The following is a 22,352-nucleotide window of genomic DNA, read 5'->3' on the forward strand; positions in this document are numbered from 1 at the left end:
AAACATAAAAAGAGGAGCTTTATTTTAATTAACTATTAGTGAATTCTTAAGGTTTCTTAAGAATTTCCCGGAATCATGACAGTAAAGATCGTTTTTTCGTTACTAGAAGTAGCTGTAATTGTTCCGCCATGGGCTTGTACAATTTCATTTGAAATAGCTAAACCTAGTCCCGCACCACCAGTTTGTGTGGATCTTGCATTATCTAAACGATAGAACTTTTCAAATATCATCTTTAGTTTTTCAGGAGGGATCGTCTTTCCGGTATTTGAAAACGAAATAAATGTCTCATTATCTTCTTTTTTAGCACTAATTTCAATTGTACTATTAGGATCACTATAGGCCATGGCATTTTTTAAAATATTATTAAATACTCTTGCTAATTTATTACCATCTGCATAAATAGTAATATCTCCATCGATATGGACGATTGCCTTTTGACCTCTAGGTGTTAACAATGGGTAAAATTCATCGGCGACTTGCATCAACATATAGTTTAGAGGAATTGAATCTTTTTCTAAAATAATGGATTGTAAATTAAATCGAGTGATTTCAAAAAACTCATTGATTAAGTGCTCAAGCCTATAAGATTTTTCTAGCGTAATCGTTACATATTTTTCTTTTTGCTCCACAGGCATGTCCTTAGCCTCATCTAAAAGGCTTAAGTAGCCAATAACCGAAGTCAAAGGGGTTTTAATATCATGTGCCAAATAAACAACAAGGTCATTTTTCCGTTGCTCTGCTTCTTGCGCATCTCTTGCCCGTTTTTCTAATTTATTTTTTACATCATTTAATTTTTTCTCTAAAAAATCTAGCTCAGGAGGTAGGTGGATTTCCTGTTCTGACTCGTCAGAAAGCATGGAAATACTTGAACTAATTTGATGAAAATAACGAGTAAAACGAGATAAGGCCATATAAAAAATAACTAGCAGTAATAAAATGAATCCTATTGTTAGCAAAAGGGGTTTATTTTGTTGGAATAATACAAAATAAGCTTGTCGGGCTGCATAATAATCTAATTGTAAAACATTTTCACAGAAGGACATAAAAGCATTAGCGAAAGGCGCTTGCAAAACACCATCGATGAGGGCGAAGTTGATAATCAAACCGAATATAATGGCCACGGCAAGAATAAAAATAATTTGTAAAACCATTTTCCTCTTCAGTCTTCCAAACTCATTTTTCAATTGTATACCCCACTCCCCAAACCGTTTTAATAAATTTAGGGTTCTCGACAGAATCTTTCATTTTCTCGCGCAAATGCCGAATATGAACCATAACTGTATTATTGCTATTGAAATATTTTTCTCCCCATATTTCCTGAAACAACTCTTCTGAGCTAATCACCTTTCCTCTATTCGAGCCTAAATACCATAATATAGAAAACTCTGTAGGTGTAAGGGATAATTGTCTTTCATTTAACAAGACTTGTCTCGTATTCTTGTTCATCATTAAACCTGCAAAATCAATCGTATCCTCATGTGGCTTCGAGCTTTGGTTGTATAACGTAAATCTTCGTAACTGTGCCTTAACGCGAGCGACCAATTCTAATGGTCGAAAAGGCTTTGTAATATAATCATCTGCTCCTAAAGAAAATCCATTTATTTTATCAATTTCCTCTTCCTTAGCCGTCAGCATAATGACAGGGAAATGATTGGATTCACGTATTTTTTGTAAAATGGTAAAACCATCAATATGTGGCATCATAATATCTAAAATAGCTAAATCTAAACCTTCACGCTCTATACAAGCTAATGCTTCCTGAGCTGTATAATATTTAAATACATGATAATTTTCATTTTTTAAATAAAGCTCTATTAAATCTGCAATTTCTTTTTCATCGTCAACTACTAAAATGTTCAAACAAACTGCTCCTCCTTTTATCCTCGAATTTCCCACGTTTTTTCACACGCATTATAGCACTTCCTTATTGCTATATCTATAAATAAGAATAGTTTATTTTCGAAACCAACTAAAAAAAGATTCGGAAATAACATATTTCCAAATCCCTTTTATAACGATAGCCATTCTGTAATGCTTATTGTTTTATAGCGCATTAATTGGAAGAATGGATGGCAATAGGAGAAGATTTTTGGGACATATCTTGTTTTACTATTCTCCCTGGATAAAATTGCATTTGTTCATTTAATTTATTTTCTTTTGCGGTTATCGTAATTGGTTTCACTTTCAAGACAAGTGTTTTACTCCCAAAAGAAGATTGATACTTTTCGATATGTGTTTTCGATAATCGAGTATGGTAATAGCTCGGTACATATTTATCAAGCATTGCCTGCATGGCAGCAGTTGCTTCATGTAAATCTGTTACTATTTCCACTTGACCATTCGCAACCACACTCATATATGCTGTATCCGTTTCAGCAGGAATGGGGTCTACCATTGTTCCGAACGTTTCGCATACTGTAATACATGCATGTGGATTGGTCTTGATAATATTTATTTTTCTCCCCTCATTTGCTCCATGAAAATAAAAATATCCATCTTGAAAGACATAATTAAATGGAATAACATATGGCATTTGTTCATCCACTAACCCAAGAAAAGCAGTTTGTGCGTCCTCTAAAAATTGTTTTACTTGGTTGTCATCTGTACAGGCTCTTAGATGCATTCGAATGTCCGTTTTCATTTTTTAACCCCCTATTTCTCTTCTACAGAGGAGTCTACAGCAGGAAGGGCGCCTACAAAAGGGACAGTTTGATGAAAACCTGTGGGTACAACTTCAAACTATTTCATGTAAAGAGACTCTAATTCCTCATTCATTCACCCGGATCACGATAAATTAACTTTAGCTGTGCCACAATCATAATGCTAATAACGACAAGTAAAAACCAAGAACTGATTTTCCCAAAATGAACGATCGTCCAAGCTACCTCTTGATTAGGGTATGACCATGCACCAAAATATGTAGCAATATTTTCAGCAATCCAAATAAAAAACCCTATTAAAAAGAATGATACGACAATCGGCATTTGATAGATGTTATTGCGCACGGTAAATTTGACAACTGTACGGTAAAATACTATGAAAAGTAACGCCATTAACAGCCATCTTAAATCATAAATAAAATGGTGTGTGAAAAAATTCAAATAAATCATGGCACCTAGTGGAATAGCTATATAACTCTTTGGCCAATTGACAATCTTTAAATCAAACCTGCGCCACGCCTGGCAAATATAGCTGGCTACACTTGCATACATAAAGCCACTATATAATGGCACACCTCCAATTTTTGACCAAGCCTCTTCTGGATAAGACCAAGAATTAACATTCACTTTATAGAGTTCAAGAACAAGCCCAATAATATGAAATAGACAGATCACTTTTAGTTCATCTTTCGTTTCTAGACCCAATTTATACATCAAGTATTGTGTCACAAGACAGATTATTAAAATGAAATCGTATCTTGCAACGCCTGGTATATGAATTACTTTTGAGAGTGCGAGAGTAATAAATATTACGACTGGAAAAATACAAGATAATGATTGATGGTACGTAAAGAAACCTAAGTCTTTCAAAAAATTCTTCATCATACATTCACCTCAGTAATGATACAAAGTATAAGGAACTTAGTGTGCAAAACTAAATTCTTCTTGTCTGAAGAATATACGATATATTATCTAATTTCAATATTTTTTTATCGAAAAACGATAAATTTTTTCTTTTTTTATTGGAACAATTTTTTAAGAAATACGTCCTTCATTTTTCTAAACTTGTGGGATTGAGGAGGAAAAATAGAAAAGAGTAGCCGTCTTAGTAGCTACTCCCCATACTTAAAGATACATTTTTTGATCTAATTTTAACTGTACTTCTTGTTGACTTATTTTTATTACCTTAGTCTTCTTCACTTTTAAGTAATAAACGATGTAACAGCCGATAAAGAATGCTCCACCACAATAAAGTGCCAATCGTTGCGATGGATCGAATGCCAAGCTCGCCATAACAATACAGTTTGCGACTAAACCGATAATTGGAATGATTGGATAAAGTGGAGCTTTGAATTTTAAATCCTCCACTTTTCCCCCTTGTCGTACATAGGATCGTCTAAAGGCGATTTGTGATGCTGTAATTGCAATCCAGCCTATTTGAGCGCCTAAACCTGCTAGCGATAAAAGCCAAACAAAAACTGTTTTTGCAGCGAATACACTAGACAGAAGTGATAATCCGGCTACAGCAAGTGTTATTAATAATGCGTTCATAGGAATCCCTCTCTTATTAACCTTCCCTAAAACTGGGCTAGCCATTTTTTCAACGGAAAGAGAGAATAACATACGCGTTGCTGCATATAGACCCGAGTTAGCAACCGATAATAACGCTGTTAAAATAACGAAGTTCATAATGTCTGCCGCATAAGGTATACCTATACTATCCAATACAACTACAAATGGGCTTTCAACAACTCCCGCTTTATCCATAGGAATCATAGCTGCAAGCACAACCACGGATAGAACAAAGAAGAAAAGCGTACGCCATACGGTTTGTTTAATAGATTTAGGAATCGTTTTTTCCGGATTTTCACTTTCCCCTGCAGCAATACCAATTAACTCGGTTCCTTGGAATGAAAAATTCACAGTAATCATCGTTATAAGCAATGCTGTTACACCATTTGGAAATAGTCCACCCTCATAAAAATGAGTAAGGAATGGGGCCTCCGTTCCATCCTTCATATCGATCAAGCCAAACATAGCTGCTCCCCCAACTCCTAGGAACATAATGATGGCCAAAATTTTAATGCTAGAAAAGACAAACTCGGCTTCACCAAATGCCTTTGCTGATAAACCATTTAACAAAAAGAGCAGAGCCCCGAATATTAAACACCACATCCATACTGGCGATTCAGGAAACCATCTTTGCATAAGTTGTCCAGCGCCTAAAAATTCAAGGGCAACCGTTACTGCCCAGCCTAGCCAATACAGCCAGCCAACAGCAAAGCCAGTAGCAGGACCTATAAATTTCGTCGTGTATGTTTGAAATGAACCAGATACGGGCATAGCCACTGATAATTCACCTAAACAAAGCATCGTTAGATACATCACTAACCCGCCTACTAAATAAGAAAGAATGGCCCCAGTTGGTCCGGCTTGATTAATGGTAAAGCCTGATCCAAGGAAAAACCCCGTCCCTATACAACCCCCAAGTGAAATCATAAACAAGTGTCTAGCTTTCATACTTCTTTTTAATTCATATTGTTCTGATGCCATAAAAAAACCCCTTATGCTATTACCTTGTAAGCACTTACTTTTGTAAATACAAAAAGATAACTAGTAGAAATATCAATAGATTTGATTCATAAAATTTAATCTATTTTGTGAACAGTCAATTTTCTGACAAATAAAAGTTCCCGTTTAGTCTAGAGCAATAATTCGTTCTATTGTAAACTATAATGAGGGAGAGCAATTTTCTAATATTCGGTTGTGGGGACCTAATTTTATTAAAAAAGTTCTTCCTTATAGGCTCATTCATCTTCCCAATCGTTTGCTTAAATTAATGTATCGCCAAAGAGTGAGCTGATTAAAGCTACGGCAGCGATAGCTGTTTTATTATATTGATCTAAAACTGGGTTTGTCTCTACAAACTCTGCAGAAGTAATAATATTTGCTTCTGATAGCATTTCCATAGCAAGGTGACTTTCTCGGTAGCTAATACCACCTGCCACTGGAGTTCCTACACCTGGAGCATCATTAGGATCAAGGCCATCTAAATCTAAAGATAAATGGACACCGTCAGTGCGTTCCTTTAAATATTCAATCGTTTCGGACATTATGGTCGTCATGCCTAAACGATCGATTTCATGCATCGTATACACCTTAATGCCAATTTCCTTAATTAGTTGTTTTTCACCTGGATCTAAATCACGTGCCCCAATAATAACAACATTTTCAGGCTTCACTTTTGGCGCATAGCCACCAATATTCGTAAGTGCTGGATGCCCAATTCCTAAGCTTACTGCTAAAGACATTCCATGAATATTACCAGAAGGTGATGTTTCACCTGTATTTAAATCACCATGGGCATCATACCAAATAACGCCTAGATTCTCGTAATGTTTAGAAACACCTGCTAATGTACCAATGGCAATACTATGATCTCCACCTAAAACTAAAGGGAAACGTTTTGAGGAAATAACATGATCTACTTTTTGACCAAGCTTATCATTAGCATCAGCTACAGTTTTTAAATTTTTTAAGTTAGTTGTTGCCTCTATTTCTACATCTTTATGAACGAGTTCGATAGTCAGATCACCTTCGTCCTGAATGGAATATCCAAGACCCTCAAGTCGATCTGTTAGACCAGCATATCGAATTGCACTCGGCCCCATGTCAACTCCTCTTCTCGTTTGACCCAAATCCATTGGCACCCCAATAATTGTCACTTCTTTGCGCATAATAAATTTCTCCTCTCCAATAATTACTTTCACAGTATAAAGAAAATGAAAAATTGACTCAACTCGACATTATTTTTAATTTTTATACAGTTTGGATTATTAAAAACATAGATTTCATCATGCATAAATGAATGCATAAACAGCAAAGTAATGAATACAAAAACAATATTTTACAATTTTACATCACTTATTGTCAGAAATTTCAAAAACAGAACAGTAAAACTATTCTTTTTTTATAGTTTTTTTTGAAAATTTTCAAGGTAATTTAAGGTTTCAACACTATTTAATGTCATAAAATTGAAAATAAATACTATTTTGTTTATGTTAGACACTCATTTTTTCTACTAAAAATTTTATATAAAATAGCTTTAGGCGATTATTTGGACAGAAAAAAAGCCCTACGACGTAGCTAGTAGGGCTTTAAAACTGCTAAGTTTTTAATAATTTTAAAATACTATTCAAACACGTTTCTTTATAATATTGATGTTGTTCTTCTACATCATCGGTTAACCATTGTATCAAAGAACCATCAATCATCGCCCTCACCATTTTTGCACTTGCTAAGGAATCCATCTCTTCACAAAACACACCTTCATGCTGACCTAACTTAATAATTTCTTGTCCAATCCCCCAACAATTCTCATAAAATTTTAAGTTTATTTTTTTATACGCTTCATTTCCGTTGGCTTGGGCTAAAAAATCTAAATACACTCTGTAAAATTTTTTATTGTCCTGGGGGGATACAAAAACAGCATTTATATAGGCATGAAGTTTTTCTATTGCCTTCTCGTATTTGGCAATTTCTTTTATTTCAAAACTATAGATTTTGTTTGTTGTGGATTCCAGTAATTCTAATAAGATGTTTTGCTTGCTCGTAAAGTAATAGTGAACGACACCTTTCGAAACATCTGCATGATCGGCAATATCTTGTAATGTAACATTATCATAGCCTAAATTTGAAACAGCATCAAAGGCTGCTTTCATAATTTGTTTCTTCCGTTCTTCCTCTTTCTTTTTCATAGAAGCCTCCAATGACTTGATACAAGTCATTATACATGAACAGAGTGCCATTTCCAATTTTATATTGACCGGTCAGAATAATTTTGATACTGTTTAATGGAATTATATTGTAGGAGGATGTTTACGATGACATTAGAAAACTTTAAAGCGTTGGTAGTCAATCAAGATGAGAATTTTACAGTGAAAGTTAATGATCTTACTTTAAATGATCTACCAAATGGTGAGGTATTAATTAAAGTAAGCTACTCTGGCATTAATTATAAAGACAGTTTGGCCACTATGCCGGATGGGAAAATCGTTACTTCCTATCCTTTCGTCCCTGGTATTGATTTAGCTGGGATTGTTGTATCCTCTGAAGATCCCCGTTTCCATGAAGGTGACGAGGTAATTGCAACAAGCTATGAAATTGGCGTAGCCCACTTTGGAGGATTTAGTGAGTACGCTCGTATTCCTTCTAAATGGATTGTTCCACTTCCAAACGGTCTATCTCTCAAAGAGGCGATGATTATAGGAACTGCCGGCTTTACAGCTGCTTTGTCTATTCAAAGACTCGAAGAAAATGGCATTAATCCTGAGAAAGGGAAAGTCCTTGTTACGGGTGCAACTGGGGGTGTAGGCAGTTTTGCTGTCTCGATTCTTTCAACACTAGGTTATCAAGTAGAAGCAAGTACAGGAAAAGATTCAGAGCATGAATACTTGAATAACCTTGGAGCCACTTCGATTGTAGACCGTGGAGAGGTTTTTGATGGGAAAATTAGAGCGTTAGGCAAACAAAAATGGGCTGCAGCTGTCGATTCTGTTGGAGGAGAACCACTTGCCTCTTTATTGAGCCAAATTCAGTATGGAGGTGCGGTTGCTAGCAGTGGACTAACAGCAGGAACAAACCTTCCTACAAGTGTCTTCCCCTTCATTTTAAGAGGCGTGAATTTACTTGGAATTGATTCTGTTTATTGTCCAATGGATGTACGATTGAAAATATGGAATCGTTTAGCGACAGATTTTAAACCAGCAAACCTTGAAAGCTTCATTCATCAAGAGGTCACATTGCAGCAACTTCCAGATGTTTTACCTATGTTACTGAAAGGTCAAGCAAGAGGTAGATTCCTTGTGAAATTATAAATAAGTTAAACGACAGCCTTCCTACAAATGAATGTAGGAAGGCTTTTATCATACTACTTTCATTCCTACAAGCTACTATGCCTTAGCATGGTAGCTTTTTTTGTTTGACATCGGCCTGACATAAAAGCTCTTTATAGTAAGCCATGAACATATCACTAGTTGCTTCTATTCAAGCATTATAAAAAATTGTCTAAATTCGTGTTCTCAAACATACCATTAATGTATATGAGCATTAAATTTAGGGAACTCAAAAACTATCAACTATTTTTGGAGATGATCATATGAAACGAGCACATATTGATGAATTAAATATTACTAGAGCCTTAGCTATACTAGCTGTACTTCTTATCCATTCTACTAGTACACCTGTTACAGCTTTATCCAGCGAATCAAGACTCTACTCCATTTACGTATTTTTGAATATTTTCCCCAAATTCGCTGTCCCTGTTTTTATTTTTTTAAGTGGGTTTGTTTTATTTTACAATTATATACAAAAGGATTTCACAAAAACACTGATTGTTCGTTTTTATAAAAAAAGAGTTACCCAAATACTTATTCCCTATCTCTTTTTTTCCGTCTTTTATTATGCGGCCATGCAATTTTATGTGTCACACGATTTTTCATTAACATGGCACGCCCTCTTTAGTGTTGATTTTCTTGAGAAACTACTAATTGGAAAAGCATATACTCATTTATACTATATATTTATTATGGTGCAGTTCTATCTATTGTTCCCGTTATTCTTATATATTTTAAAGAAAAAACCCACCCTATCCCCTCACCTAATATGGATAGGACTAGCTCTTCAATGGATTTTTATCCAATTAAATGCTGAGTTTTGGCAGTATCCATACAGAGGGAGTATTTCATTCTCTTATATACTTTATTTCCTGGCTGGTGGGTTTTTAGGAATTTATTTTGAAAAGTATAAACAATGGTTCCAGCTAACAAAAGAAAACTTCCCTGTTTCTCTATATTTCATTTGGGCTATTTGGTTAGTTTCTACTATTTATAATATTTATCTATATTATTTTGTTTACTCATCCCAAACCTATTTAGCCAACAGTAGCGTATTTGAACTAGTTTTTCAGCTACAGTCTTTATCGGCCTGTATTATAGTGTTACAGCTTTCCTTCTGGCTCTATGATAGAGGAAATAAAGCCTTTGTAAATACCCTTATTAACCTCGGGACACTATCATTTGGCATTTATTTATTACATCCTTTTTTCCTCTTCCTTTATCGTCAAATACCTGTAAGTGGCAATAGTCTCTTATTTCATGTTTGGAGTGTGGGAGGCTTTATAGTTGCTTTATTTGTTACATGGATTGTAGTATTTCTGGTGGGAAAATATATTAAATATCATTGGATTGCATTCGGACCGATTCCGAAAGAGTTTCCTTATAAATAAATGTTGCCTATTATAATAGTAGAAACTATATGGACTAACAAAAAAGCCCTGTGGAAATCCACAGGGCTTTCTTACATAACCAGCTTAATTATTTTGAAATTGAACCGTCTTTTACTTTGTTGTTATTTGCATCAACAAGGTTTGTAGCTTTAAATTCAACTACAAGGCTATCCGTTAAAGCGTAGTCAGCTTTAGTTGTTACAGTTAATTTGCCATTAGCTACAGAAGCTGAAGCAATTTCTACAGTTGAGCCAGCAATTTTAACTGTTAAACCTGTTGGTGTAGCTTGATCAGCAATGCTTTCAGTGAAGTCAACTGTAAATGTTTTGCTATCTACTACAGTTACTTTAGAAGCTACAGGCACAATATTTTCTTTAAGAGCAACTAAAGTTGTCGCTTTGCCATTTTTAAGAGTGTTACCTTTAGTATCTACTACATTTTTAGCTTCAAGAACATAATTACCATTTGCCGTGATAGAACCCTCTGGTAAAGTGAAGCGTACTTTTTTAGTACCATCAACAAATTGAAGTTGAGTGCCAGCAGGTAGCTCTTTTCCTCCAAGTGTGTAGTTAGAAGCGTTTGTTGCTGTTGCAGTCACATCAGCAGCATATTCAACAGTGAATACATTGTTATCTGTTACTACAACTGGTGTAGCTCCAAATACTAATGAATCTGTAGTAGTTTCAGGTGTAGCTTCATACGTGCCAGTTGTCACATTGAATGTGATTGTATCTGCAGTTACGTTGCCAGCTAAATCAGCAACTGCTTTAGCAGATAATTCAAATGTATATGTTGAATTGCTATCTAAATCAATGTCCACCTTCACAGTGTTTTTCTCTGCACCCTCAATTTTACCGTTACCATCTACATCGTAACCAGCATCTGCTTTTACAGCTGTTTCTTTTCCAGTAGTGTAAGCAATACCATTTTGAGTTTTAACTGTTAATTTACCATCTACTTTTACTGGCTCGCTAAAAGTAAGGTATAGAGCATCTACATCAGTAGTAGCATTCACATCATCAGCTACTAACATTTTAGTAGAAGTAGATACAAGTGTAGCAGGCGTTAAATCTTTAGATAAAATAGCTTTGAACTCAAATGCATCTCCAGCATTACCAGCTAAATCTTTTTGTCCTTCTACTTTCACGTCCGCATTAATGAATGTAGCTGTACCTAATGCAGCTTTTGCATCAATAGTAAATACAGTTTTATCCTCTGTATCTTTCATATCAGCATCTTTTAAGTAGTAAACAGTAGAACCAACCGTTACTTTTGCATATTCTGCAGCAGTAGCACCAGCATCTGCATCAAGATTTTGTTTCATTAATTCTTCTGAGAAATCAAATGTGATTTCTGTTCCATTCACTGCAGTAGAAACAGTTGGTTTAGAATTATCAACGTCTGCTTTTAGAACCGTGAAGTTCACTGCAATTGGATTTGCAATATTATTAGCGAAGTCAGTTGCCCCTACGATGTCTACTTTATAAGTTTGATCAGCAGTTAAACCTTTGATTGTTAATGTTTTTCCAGATAAAGTATAACGATCTTTAGCAAGTTCAGTACCGTTTAAGCTTACTGTTCCTTCGTTTTGGACAAGCTCATCGAAAGTAATTACGGCTGTTGTGCCTTTAGCTTCAACAGAATTTACGCTAACAGGAGTTGTATCAGCAAATGTGATTAATTTATTAAATTCTTCAGTTAGAATTTTTGCATCTGCTTTTGTTTTGATTGGGTTTACAGTCACTTTACCATTTGTTAACTTAATTTCTTTATCAGTTGTTAAAGTAACAGTCATTCCATCTTCAGATACTTTAGCGTTCGTAATCGTTACACCGTCAATCGCATATTTCGCTGTTACAGCAGCATCTTTTGCATCAACAGCTGTGTTGAACTTCACTTCAAATTCTTTTGCATTAAGTCCTTTTACAGATTCTACTGCTGGTGTTACTTCTTTAACTGCATCAATTGTACGTTTAACCATAGTAGCGAATTCTTCGCGGCTAATTTTATCTTGTGGCGCTAATAATGATCCTTTACCATTGATTACACCATTTTCAACAGCTGTTTCTAAGTAAGATACAGCCCATTTAGAAGCTTTAGAAGCATCTGAGAATTGGCTAAGGTCTGCTTTACCAGTTAATTCATAACCTTGAACGATAACTTTAGCAGCTTGTTCTCTTGTTAATTGTGCTTTTGGTTCAAATTTACCATTACCCATACCGTCAAATAATTCTGGTGAAGTAGCAAGCACTGCATTATAGAACCAGTCATTTTCATTTACATCTGTAAAGTCTTCTGTTCCAGTAGCTTTTAAGTCTAATGCTTTTGATAAGATTTCAGCAGCTTCAGCGCGAGTAAGTGTACCAGCTGGGTTGAAGTTTCCTTTTTCATCACCTTGGATGAAACCTTTGTCAGTTAAAAACTGCACCGCTTCTTTTGCCCAAGATGAAATGCTATCTGCATCATTAAATTCAGCAGCTGATGCTACCGGTACGATTGCTGATGCTACAAGTGCTGCTGTAGCAGTAGTTACGAAAAATTTACGACCTTTGTTATGTTTCGTCATTTTATATTCCTCCAGAATTCAAATAAAATTATATTATTCTGTGAGAACAATATTACCGCTCTATTAACTTGTAAAGATATGTATAATACGTTCTCTCAAATAATAATTACTAATAGTTATGGATAAAGCAGCCTTCAAAATTTTTCATGATGAAAAATACCAATCAATCTTAAATTTGCTTTACAAGACAATAATATAACTACATTACCAATAAATAAACGCTAAAAATAAGGTAATTTTACTATTCAATTGGTTGCATAGGTAATTATTACATAACTAATTTCCAATAATTAGAGAACTGAAGACAAAATGCACATACTAACATTTATTTTTAGCTGGAAACTTTAAATTCCATTTTTCAGATTCCATTTATTTTCTTGGTATAATAGTATGTTGAATGAATTATAGAACGATATAAATGTAAAGCATTAACAGGTTAAATTCTATGCTAATAAAATATAAATTGTTAAAATTAACTATATTCATTGTTTCGCCAATCATTACTATATCGTTTTTAGAAGGGGTGATTGAAAATAGATATTAGAAAGATGCGCTATTTTATAATGGTGGCAGAAGAATTGAATTTTAGTCGTGCAGCAGAACGTCTTCGGATGGCACAGCCTCCACTTAGCCAAGAAATTCGTAAATTAGAAGAAGAGCTGGGCGTTCAACTTTTTCATCGGACAAAGAGAATGGTTGAGCTAACAGACGCAGGGAAGATATTTTTACAAGGATCTAAACAAATCCTCATTCAATTAGAAAAAACTATAGAGGAAACACAACTTGCTGCTGAAGGGAAAAATGGGAGCTTAATCATAGGTTTTGTTGATTCAACAGAAATCGTTATAAAAATCCTTACTAAATTTAGGGCACACTTTCCACAAGTTCATCTTACCTTACGTGAAATGACAACAGAACAGCAATTAGCAGCACTCTATGAAAAACAAATTCATATTGGATTTATACGTTCTGAGCAGAACAACGAAGCACTTGCTTCAGAAATTTGTTTTGAGGAATCTTTAAGATTAGTTGTACATCAAGATCACCCTTTAGTCTCTTTGCCCGAAATTCCATTACAGTTACTAGTGGATGAACCGTTTATAATGTTTCCGCGGCATTTTGGTCCCCATTTTTATGATTTAATCATTAGCTACTTTTGGGATCACGGGGTAAGTTTAAACGTCGTGCAAGAGGCTATACAAATGCAAACGATTGTTAATCTAGTGGCAACGGGGATGGGTGTTTCTGTTGTTCCCTCATCGTTGGAAAGCTATAACCGTCCTGGAGTAATCTATAAAAAAATCAAAGAGACTACACCGAAAATAAACCTATACGTTGGCTGGAGACAAGATGAAAAATCTACAGTCGTTCCTCATTTCTTAAATATTGTTAGAGAGCTCTACTCCATGTCCCAAATGAATGACCAATAATAAAAACCCATCCTATAACGGGATGGGTCATAAAGTATGAAAAGTATTGTACAAAAAATTAACCTGTTTTACTTGGATCGTACTCAATAATACCTGCTAGAACTCCATCAATTTGATTCATGATTGCAGGTTCTAGTTTGACGCTAGCTGCTAATGCATTCTCTCTTACCTGTTCTGGGCTTGATGCACCAATTATCGCTGAGGAAACATGCTCGTTTTGTAGAACCCAAGCCACTGAAAGTTGAGCAAGAGTAAGATCAATCTCTTGTGCAATAGGTTTAAGCTCTTGTATAGCCGTGAGTACATTATCGTCCATCCAACGTCGTGCAAGTTTGTTGAAAAAAGGTTTGCCCGCATCAGAGTTAGCACGGGACTGCACTGGCACTGGTTTTTGTGGTAAATATTTACCTGTAAGAACACCTTGTGCTAGAGGTGACCAAACGACCTGCCCTATCCCTTCACGTTGGCAAGTCGGTATTACATCAGCTTCGATAACTCTCCATAGCATGGAATACTGTGGTTGGCTAGCGATGAGAGGAATATGCAATTCTCGTGCAAGAGTTGCAGCCCTAGTAATTTGTTCTGCCGTCCACTCACTTACACCGATATAAAGTATTTTACCTTGTCTTACAAGATCTGAGAATGCTAACATCGTTTCTTCAAGAGGAGTAGTTGGATCGTACCTGTGTGCATAATAGACATCAATATATTCAGTTTGTAACCGACGTAAAGAAGCATGACAATTTTCTAGAATATGTTTTCGAGATAAGCCTTTATCGTTTGGCCCATTACCAGTCGGATGGCACACCTTCGTACATAGTTCAATGCTCTCTCTCCTCACTCCTTGTAATGAGCGACCAAGTATTTCCTCCGCTTTCGTGTCTGAATAAACATCAGCGGTATCAAATGTTGTAATACCAACATCTAATGCTGCTCTTACACATGCATGTGCCATCTCCTCATTCACTTTCCCGCCATGGTTTATCCAGTTTCCATAGGCAATCTTACTGATGGATAATCCACTATTGCCAAGTTTATTAAACTCCATGCTAGACCCTCCTTTTATATGGTATCTTCATTATAAAAGCCACGTGTTATTACGGATAATATATTATTAGCTATAGATTAATATAAAAAATATATAACACTAAAGAAATAAATAACCTCCTACTATCCTTAGATGTAGAAGGTTATTCTTAAATTATTATCTTGAAGGTTGGGTAGAAATGGACTTATCAAATTGAAAATAAAGAACTAAAGGAATGGTATGATTTATTTAAAAAAGGACTTATAGTTTAATGGTTATCAGGTTGCTATTAATGAAATTAGAACGATTACTATATTATCTTCAAGCTTCTCAAGCATGAACTAGTGTCAGCTTCTAGCTTAGCAATAGAAACATTGAAGCAATATGTGCCGCCGAGATACCAGTCGTTTCTTTCCAAGGGACAGACGACGGTTTTGAGATTATAGAAGGATGCAAATTCGATAAAAGCTTAACGGACCCTATTCATTTCCTCTCATTAAATTGGAATCGTAAAACTTTTCCAATCTATATAGTACCCATTCTACTCTTTCTGTATCATTCAGTGAAATTTATTTAGCGGATAGACATTGTCAATCTTCTTATTTATATAAAGTTCCATAAAAATGTAAGCGAACATCAATAACTGTATATAGTTAAGTTACCATATCATAACAATTCAGACGTAAGTCCGAAGACAACAAAGGATAATAAGTTGTATATTTCAGTTATACTTTTGAATTAAAAAAGTATGAGGAGAAATCCTTGGCAACCATTACGTATAGTATAAAAATTACTACTAAAACGTTCAATTAGATTAATTTATAAAAGCTATACGTAATGAGATTGCTATTTTAATCTATACATTGTTTCTATTTGCGACACCTGTAAATGTTGTAAAAAGAGTGTGGGGGTGTTTTCTATGAAAGAAAAGATACATTTTACTATCTTAAGTAATGATTCAACAGATGGAGATGGAGGGTATGGAGTAGGTACCCTTGATTTAAATAATGTAACGCCTATTATTATAGATTGTGAAAAAGAACACGTATTTATAGACCTAGAAGCCTTACATGGGCGAAGTATTATTGAAAAAAAAGTGCGTTTTTCACCAGATTTAGCGCATGCTAGTGACGATTATAATCGGTATTGGATTGTTTGGGTAGCGCTTCAGGTCGGGGAAAATGGACCTTATTATGCAGGATGTACCGCAAGTGAAGTACGGGTATCGAAAGAAGAACGCCGCATTAAACTTGGCTATAAATCGTTGCCAGAGCAAGTAAATTATTTAGATAAAGCACTTAAAGGGAATTTTCTCCTCCATCATGTCGATACAAATTCAAAAAAACTACTTTCCCAATTTTTATCTGAATTTAATGAACTGTATTGGACACACTCACCTGAAGAATTAAAACATCAATTATGGGAGGATTTATAATGGCTTTTGTAATTACAGAATTATGTAGGGATGAAAAAGCAGCCGTTTGTTTAGATGTCTGTCCCGTAAATTGCATTGTGAATACGGATACTCAATATGTCATTAACCCTGATATTTGTATTGATTGTGGCGCTTGTGAATTAGTTTGCCCCGTAGAGGCTATTTTTTTTGAGGATGAATTGCCTGATGAATATAATTCTGCAACTCTACTAGCGCGTAACTATTTTCGAAACTAAATGACAGGCAATTACTATCTTTTATTACCTGCAACAGCAAGCTATTGATTGAAAGATGGACTGATTTAAAGCGCCGAATGTCAGGCAAAAAAGTAGTACAAACGATCGTTTGTACTACTACATATAATTTCTATTTGATCTTAGCAGAGAACAATCATGTTACTTGTTCAGATCTTTTTTCAGGACATCCCAAATAGAATTATCTACTTCTATTGCTTTTCTATCAGGTAGTTCTCCAATTGCCCGCGCATCCCAATAGGCCTCTTTGACAGGTTGATTACCTAATTCAAAATCCATACCATCCCACGTGTCTTCACGAAATGCATAAAATGCCCAGTGCCAGCCGTAATCATTAAAAATATCAATTAAATCCTTCATATATTGATCCGCTCCATCAACCATTCGGTTAATGCCAAACTCTTCTGCAATAATTCGGTTGTTTGATATATTGTGCTTTTCTGCCCATTTAGCAACGGGTTCTAAAAAATCTTTTAATGAAGTTTTATCAAACATTTTTTCATTTTGATCATTCCCGACTTTGACCTTACCAGGATAAGTGTATGTGAATCCTTTTTTTCGATTTTGGCTTGTCATTTCATACGGTTCATACATATGGAAAGCATACAGCACATTTTTGTCTTCTATTGGTTTTAAATAGTTTATTGCCCAAGGCGTAGCAAATAAACCCGAATCTAAAATAATAGGTGTATCCGCATCTACAGATCGTATAGAATCTACAATCGTTCCATAAAGTCTATTTAAATCTGCTGGCGTGTTTTCTATCTTGTCGTACCATTTATCATAGTCTTCTGTCCAAAAATCATTAAAACCTGTGGCTGTTTCAGGATGCGGTTCATTAATTACATTATATCCAACCACTGCGGGGTGATCTTTTAAGCGCATGGCAAGATCTTTCCAAAAAAGCGCTGCTTGCTCATGATAGTTAAAGTCTTGCCAAATTCGGTCATCATTTTCATAGTTATTAAACTGTCTCCAACGGTTTCCCGGAAGACTAAGAACAGTTAGTACAACTTTTGATCCTCTTGCATAAGCTGCATCTAAATCTTCTTTTAACATCTTAAAATCATTTTCAACAATTCCCTCATACTGATCTGCATTACCGATTAAAAAATCTTTATTAGGCGTAGCATCAGGTTTATCATCAAATAAGAAATCTCTTTCCTTTGCCCATTTATCAGGCGCTAAACGGATAAATTCAATGTTGAATTCATTAGCCTCTTCATAACTTTCTGGCAGAGAAGTGGAATTCATAAAATTTGTACCTTTTCTTTGCTCATCCCAAAAACCATTTTGCATCTGTGGCGTTGCTTGTTTCTCTTGTTTCTTTTGTTTTTCTTCTTGCTCCACAGAACTACAGCCAGTAGCAAAGACGACTATTAAAGCACACCAAAGGGAAACTATCATGTTGAACTTATTTTTCATTCTTTTCCTATGATTTATTTCTCTCATATTATCACCTCATGTAAATCGTACTGAACCTACGTTACATGAATGTGACAATTTTAAAAAAATAAAAAGGATTGAGTTCAGTAACAAACTCAATCCTAACATATGCCTATTTAAAACTTACTCTTATTTTGTACCACTCGCTCCAAATCCAGAAGTTCCTCGAACCGTTTGAGATAATTCATTGACTTCCAGTAGTTGAATAGTAGGGACAAATTGAATCACCATTTGGGCAATTCGCATAGATTTTTCTACTAAGAACGTAGCCTGACCATGATTAATTAAAATAACACCGATTTCGCCTCTATAGCCTTCATCGATTGTTCCTGGGCTATTGAGCACTGTAATACTATGTTTTAAGGCTAGTCCACTTCTTGGGCGAATTTGTGCTTCCGTTCCTTTAGGTAATTCAATTTGAATGCCTGTTTTTATTAATTTAGTCCCACCAGCGGGTATTTCTACAGTTTCAATGGAATAGAGATCCATCCCAGCATCACCGGGATTAGCTTGCATTGGTAGCATTGCATCTGCATGCATTCTTTTAATTTTTACTTCTACGTTCATTGTTCTTCATCCTAACGATTAAAATTAAATGTGTCATCTGTAATTGGCGCTACTTTTGCTTTGGCATAGGTAGCCCCCTTTTGTGAAAAGAAATCATATGTGGAGCCCTCATTACGAATCCCGTTCATGACGATCGGATTCACTTCTTCTTCTGGGAACATGGCTTCAAATCCGACATTCATTAAGGCCTTATTAGCATTATATCGCACATAGGCTTTTACCTCAGGCGATAATCCTGTCTCCGCATAAATATCCTCGGTATATTTCATTTCATTTTGATATAAATCCAGCAATAATTCATAACCCCATAATTGTAAGGCTTCTTGTTTTTCTTTAGAAAATTGCTTATATAGATTTTGAGCGAAAAACCCTACCGCTACGCCATGAATGGATTCGTCACGCAAAATGAGAGAAATAATTTCAGCACTGTTTCTTAAAAAACCTTGCCCACCTAAATATAATGGGTAGAAAAATCCAGAATAGAAAAGGAAAGATTCAAGCATAACGGATGAAAACATCGCTTTCCATAAGCTCTCAGAGTCCCCTTCTTCTATACTATTATAAATATCCGCAATTTTATTTGCCTTATATTGTAAATATTCATTTTTCTTTACCCATTCAAAGAGCTCGTCTATCTCCTCGTTTGTACAAAGCGTTGTAAATATATAAGAATATGATTTAGCATGTATTGCCTCAAATGCATCAAAAACGGTTAATACAGCCTTTTCCTGTAAATCGTCTGTATAAGCAGCAACACGATTCATCCCTATATTCGTCTGAACGGTATCAAGCAAAGTTAGTCCCGCAAACACTTTTTTATATGTGTCCTGATGCTCAAAACTTTTCCACTGCTTAATATCTTTACTCACTGCAATTTCTTCAGGAAACCAAATTTGCTTCCATTGCTGGTCCCAGAAAATTTGGGCAAGTTCACTTGTTGCCTTGTTCCAGTTGACTGCCTCATACACTATATTTGACATGCTACACACTCCTCTAAGCTTTGTAATCGTTGACGAACATAGTAAACGGACTTAATCCCTTTTACCCATGCATAAATGTATACTTTAGCTAGTTGTTCTGTTGTCCAATTGTCAGTGACATAAAGAGTCATTGAAATACCTTGGTCAACGTGTTTTTGAGAAGCTGCGTATAAATCAATTAAATCATAAGGATCAACATCATAGGCCTCTACATATAAATGACTGTTTTCATTTGTTAAATGTGGCATTGGATAAATCGTGCGACTATCTGCATAATCACGAACCTCTACACGCTCTGTACAAGGAGAGATGGATGCCGTACAGCTACGAATATACGAAATACTGCCGGTTGGTGCTATCGCTAAACGATAGGAATGAAATAGACCAAATTCCATAACATCTTCCTTTAATAATCCCCACATTTTATTAGTGATAATTGGAATGTTGCCAAGGGCTTTTAACACTGCTGGCGATAGCTCTTCATCATTCTTATTTACATATTGATCAAAATAGCTACCTGAAGCATAATCGCTATCTTCAAATCGGTAGAACGTTTCTGCTTTTTCTTTAGCCATTTCCATCGATGATTTAAGAGAATAATAGTTCATTGCTTCCATAAAGCGGTCCATGAAATCAATAGAGTCTTTCGAGCCATACATAATGCCCTCCGTAACAAGATGTCCATGAAGATTCATACAACCTAGCCCTACTGAGTGCATTAATCGATTCGCTTTCGCAACCGATGGGACATTTTTGATGTATGTCATTTGTGACACATTTGTTAATAAGTACATAGCTGTATCGATTAATGTTTCAAAATCATTTACTTTACTCGCTGCATGAATATCAATGGACCCTAAATTACATGACACATCTAACCCATATTCGTTAGGCTGATCTTGATCTGTAATGACACTAGTTTCTTGAACTTGCAGGATTTCAGTACATAGGTTTGACATTTTTACGCGACCGATATTTTTTAGTGGATGTCCTTCATTGACATTATCATCAAAAATTTCAAAAGGATAACCTGATTCAAATTGAGCTTTTTTCACCTCAGTATAGAGTCTACGCGCATTCAAACGTTTAATTTTACGGATTTTAGGATTATCAAGTAGTTCATAGTACATTTCTGAAATTGAAATTTCCGACATTCGTTTACCATATTCTTTAAAAATATCATATGGACTAAATAACACAATATCTTTATCGCGTTTCATCAGATCGAAGAAAATACTTGGAATAATAATTCCTGTTGATAGTGTTGCGAGGCGAATTTTATCATCAGCATTTGGTTTTTTTGATGAAATGAAATTCTCTATATCTGCATGGAAAATATTTAGATAAACAACTCCTGAGCCATTTCGTTGACCGAGCTGATTCGAATAACTAAATGAGTTTTCTAATAATTTTGCAACTGGGATAACACCACTTGCACGATTTAGTATTTCTTTAATTGGATCACCTAAAGGACGTAAATCGGTTAAGTTAACCCCGACCCCTCCGCCTAGGCGTGAAAGCTCTAAACAATAGCCAATATTTTCAGCAATACTATTCATAGAGTCATCCATTGATAATTTAAAGCAGCTTACTAATTCACCACGGGCTTTTTTTCCACTATTTAATGCAGTAGGTGTTGCTGGCTGATAGGCTTCCATCATTGCTTCAACAGAACGTTTGGCTAATACAGTGTTCCCATGTGCTAAGTACAGGGCAATAATGACAATACGGTCCTCATATTTTTCTAATATTTCTTCTCCATCACGACTTTTCATAGCATAGCTGTCATAAAATTTGCTTGCGCTCATAAATGATGGGAAGCGGAAATTATAATCATATGCTTTCTTGTACAGCTTCTTTATAAAATCCATCTCGTACATGTCGATAAAATCTTTTTCGTAGTAACCCTCATCCACTAAATAGCGGATTTTTTCCTCTATATCTATAAAATAACGTAAACGTACGTTGACATATTCTAAAAAATAGCGGCGAGTAGCCTCACGGTCCTTTTCTAGCTCTAGTAGTCCCGTTGTACTATAACGATTCAGTACGTCATTATTAAGCTTTAAATAAGTTTTCATCCCATTACCCTCGTTTCATAAAACGTTTGTATTGCTTCATAATCTGTTTGATTGCCACGCAAATCTAATTTCCTCACTAAGGGTACATGATAGGTAGTAGCAATTTTCTCCCCAGCACCGCCAAATACAGTATGTCCGAAGTTACTATTGCCACTAGCAACTACCCCTTTACAAAAATCTCTATTTTTTTCTAAAAAACGTTGCACTTTTGCTGGAATATCACCTAAGCCATCTGTATATGTAATTAAAAGATAAGGCTTATTCAAGCTTAATTCCTCAGAGAGTTCAATAGATTCTGCCCTTAATTTAGAAACAACATTACGGACATTTCCTGTACGACTAGCGTAAACGATCATAGTGTGATCATCTCAATACGAGAAACAATTTCCTGAACATCACCTATAAATGTTTCATCCACCTCTAAAACAGGCACACTTAAAAAACCTGCATCTATAATTGTTTGTTTCGCTTGTTCATCATGATCAATATTAACAACTTCTGCTTCAAGTCCTGCTCGTTGTAATTCGGATTTTACCCATAGACATTTTGGACAGATTGTTTTCGTATAAAGTTTCATAGTAATCCCTCTTTTCACAAAATAAAAAAGCTACCTCTTCTAGA

At 35.3% G+C, this 22,352-nt stretch carries 20 protein-coding genes and 1 pseudogene; 6 read left to right on the plus strand and 15 right to left on the minus strand.

Features of this window, described 5'->3' with window-relative positions; translation table 11 throughout:
• Nucleotides 1-56 precede the first annotated feature (56 nt).
• The 7 genes from AC07YC_RS01240 to AC07YC_RS01270 form a co-directional block, all read right to left on the minus strand.
• Nucleotides 57-1,151 (minus strand): sensor histidine kinase, encoded by a 1,095-nt coding sequence (locus AC07YC_RS01240; protein WP_494918374.1) that lies wholly within the window; start codon nucleotides 1,149-1,151, stop codon nucleotides 57-59.
• 22 nt (nucleotides 1,152-1,173) lie between these two features.
• On the minus strand, nucleotides 1,174-1,860 hold the full coding sequence (gene vanR / locus AC07YC_RS01245; RefSeq protein ID WP_494918162.1) for a VanR-ABDEGLN family response regulator transcription factor: 687 nt from the start codon (nucleotides 1,858-1,860) through the stop codon (nucleotides 1,174-1,176).
• 193 nt (nucleotides 1,861-2,053) lie between these two features.
• Nucleotides 2,054-2,641 carry a pyridoxamine 5'-phosphate oxidase family protein gene (locus tag AC07YC_RS01250; RefSeq protein WP_494918163.1) on the minus strand — a complete coding sequence of 196 codons (588 nt, stop codon included), beginning with the start codon at nucleotides 2,639-2,641 and terminating at the stop codon, nucleotides 2,054-2,056.
• Between the two features lie 130 nt (nucleotides 2,642-2,771).
• A complete protein-coding gene (locus AC07YC_RS01255; RefSeq protein ID WP_494918164.1) occupies nucleotides 2,772-3,545 on the minus strand; it encodes a DUF817 domain-containing protein in 774 nt (257 codons plus the stop codon).
• 240 nt (nucleotides 3,546-3,785) lie between these two features.
• Nucleotides 3,786-5,213 (minus strand): amino acid permease, encoded by a 1,428-nt coding sequence (locus AC07YC_RS01260; RefSeq protein WP_336634148.1) that lies wholly within the window; start codon nucleotides 5,211-5,213, stop codon nucleotides 3,786-3,788.
• Between the two features lie 278 nt (nucleotides 5,214-5,491).
• Nucleotides 5,492-6,397, minus strand: coding sequence for an arginase (gene rocF / locus AC07YC_RS01265; protein ID WP_494918165.1), 906 nt, complete (start codon nucleotides 6,395-6,397; stop codon nucleotides 5,492-5,494).
• A gap of 429 nt (nucleotides 6,398-6,826) precedes the next feature.
• A complete protein-coding gene (locus AC07YC_RS01270; protein ID WP_494918166.1) occupies nucleotides 6,827-7,417 on the minus strand; it encodes a TetR/AcrR family transcriptional regulator in 591 nt (196 codons plus the stop codon).
• Nucleotides 7,418-7,543: 126 nt separating this feature from the next.
• Here AC07YC_RS01270 and AC07YC_RS01275 point away from each other — a divergent pair, with 126 nt between their 5' ends.
• Entirely contained in the window at nucleotides 7,544-8,536 is a 993-nt protein-coding gene (locus AC07YC_RS01275; protein ID WP_494918167.1) for an NADPH:quinone oxidoreductase family protein, read from the plus strand.
• Nucleotides 8,537-8,817: 281 nt separating this feature from the next.
• Nucleotides 8,818-9,945 (plus strand): acyltransferase, encoded by a 1,128-nt coding sequence (locus tag AC07YC_RS01280; protein ID WP_494918168.1) that lies wholly within the window; start codon nucleotides 8,818-8,820, stop codon nucleotides 9,943-9,945.
• A gap of 88 nt (nucleotides 9,946-10,033) precedes the next feature.
• Here the strand turns inward: AC07YC_RS01280 and AC07YC_RS01285 are convergent, their stop codons facing one another.
• Entirely contained in the window at nucleotides 10,034-12,511 is a 2,478-nt protein-coding gene (locus AC07YC_RS01285) for an S-layer homology domain-containing protein (protein ID WP_336634153.1), read from the minus strand.
• Between the two features lie 533 nt (nucleotides 12,512-13,044).
• Here AC07YC_RS01285 and AC07YC_RS01290 point away from each other — a divergent pair.
• Nucleotides 13,045-13,941: a LysR family transcriptional regulator gene (locus AC07YC_RS01290; protein ID WP_336634439.1), complete on the plus strand. Its 897-nt coding sequence runs from the start codon at nucleotides 13,045-13,047 to the stop codon at nucleotides 13,939-13,941.
• A 58-nt stretch (nucleotides 13,942-13,999) separates the two neighbouring features.
• Here AC07YC_RS01290 and AC07YC_RS01295 read toward each other — a convergent pair whose 3' ends face one another.
• Nucleotides 14,000-14,989, minus strand: a complete 990-nt coding sequence (locus tag AC07YC_RS01295) for an aldo/keto reductase family protein (RefSeq protein WP_494918169.1) — start codon at nucleotides 14,987-14,989, stop codon at nucleotides 14,000-14,002.
• Nucleotides 14,990-15,260: 271 nt separating this feature from the next.
• On the opposite strand from AC07YC_RS01295, the pseudogene AC07YC_RS01300 reads away from it, so the two are divergent.
• The 3 genes and pseudogenes from AC07YC_RS01300 to AC07YC_RS01310 form a co-directional block, all read left to right on the plus strand.
• A pseudogene (locus AC07YC_RS01300) lies at nucleotides 15,261-15,467 on the plus strand (helix-turn-helix transcriptional regulator); the annotation flags it as partial.
• Between the two features lie 420 nt (nucleotides 15,468-15,887).
• A complete protein-coding gene (locus AC07YC_RS01305; protein WP_494918170.1) occupies nucleotides 15,888-16,403 on the plus strand; it encodes a YwhD family protein in 516 nt (171 codons plus the stop codon).
• A complete protein-coding gene (locus tag AC07YC_RS01310; RefSeq protein ID WP_089985475.1) occupies nucleotides 16,403-16,639 on the plus strand; it encodes a ferredoxin family protein in 237 nt (78 codons plus the stop codon). Before AC07YC_RS01305 ends, AC07YC_RS01310 begins: the two co-directional genes overlap by 1 nt.
• Nucleotides 16,640-16,798: 159 nt before the next feature.
• Here AC07YC_RS01310 and AC07YC_RS01315 read toward each other — a convergent pair whose 3' ends face one another.
• The 6 genes from AC07YC_RS01315 to AC07YC_RS01340 form a co-directional block, all read right to left on the minus strand.
• On the minus strand, nucleotides 16,799-18,082 hold the full coding sequence (locus AC07YC_RS01315) for a glycoside hydrolase family 5 protein (protein WP_494918375.1): 1,284 nt from the start codon (nucleotides 18,080-18,082) through the stop codon (nucleotides 16,799-16,801).
• Nucleotides 18,083-18,232: 150 nt separating this feature from the next.
• Nucleotides 18,233-18,670, minus strand: coding sequence for a dUTP diphosphatase (gene dut, locus AC07YC_RS01320; protein ID WP_336634156.1), 438 nt, complete (start codon nucleotides 18,668-18,670; stop codon nucleotides 18,233-18,235).
• Between the two features lie 11 nt (nucleotides 18,671-18,681).
• Nucleotides 18,682-19,650, minus strand: a complete 969-nt coding sequence (gene nrdF, locus AC07YC_RS01325) for a class 1b ribonucleoside-diphosphate reductase subunit beta (protein WP_025114203.1) — start codon at nucleotides 19,648-19,650, stop codon at nucleotides 18,682-18,684.
• Nucleotides 19,638-21,731: a class 1b ribonucleoside-diphosphate reductase subunit alpha gene (gene nrdE, locus AC07YC_RS01330; RefSeq protein ID WP_494918172.1), complete on the minus strand. Its 2,094-nt coding sequence runs from the start codon at nucleotides 21,729-21,731 to the stop codon at nucleotides 19,638-19,640. Before nrdE ends, nrdF begins: the two co-directional genes overlap by 13 nt.
• Nucleotides 21,728-22,087, minus strand: a complete 360-nt coding sequence (gene nrdI, locus AC07YC_RS01335; RefSeq protein WP_494918173.1) for a class Ib ribonucleoside-diphosphate reductase assembly flavoprotein NrdI — start codon at nucleotides 22,085-22,087, stop codon at nucleotides 21,728-21,730. Before nrdI ends, nrdE begins: the two co-directional genes overlap by 4 nt.
• Nucleotides 22,084-22,308, minus strand: a complete 225-nt coding sequence (locus tag AC07YC_RS01340; RefSeq protein ID WP_336634160.1) for a glutaredoxin family protein — start codon at nucleotides 22,306-22,308, stop codon at nucleotides 22,084-22,086. Before AC07YC_RS01340 ends, nrdI begins: the two co-directional genes overlap by 4 nt.
• Nucleotides 22,309-22,352 lie beyond the last annotated feature (44 nt).

The sequence above is a fragment of the Lysinibacillus sp. GW247-5R2A genome, from assembly GCF_059424475.1.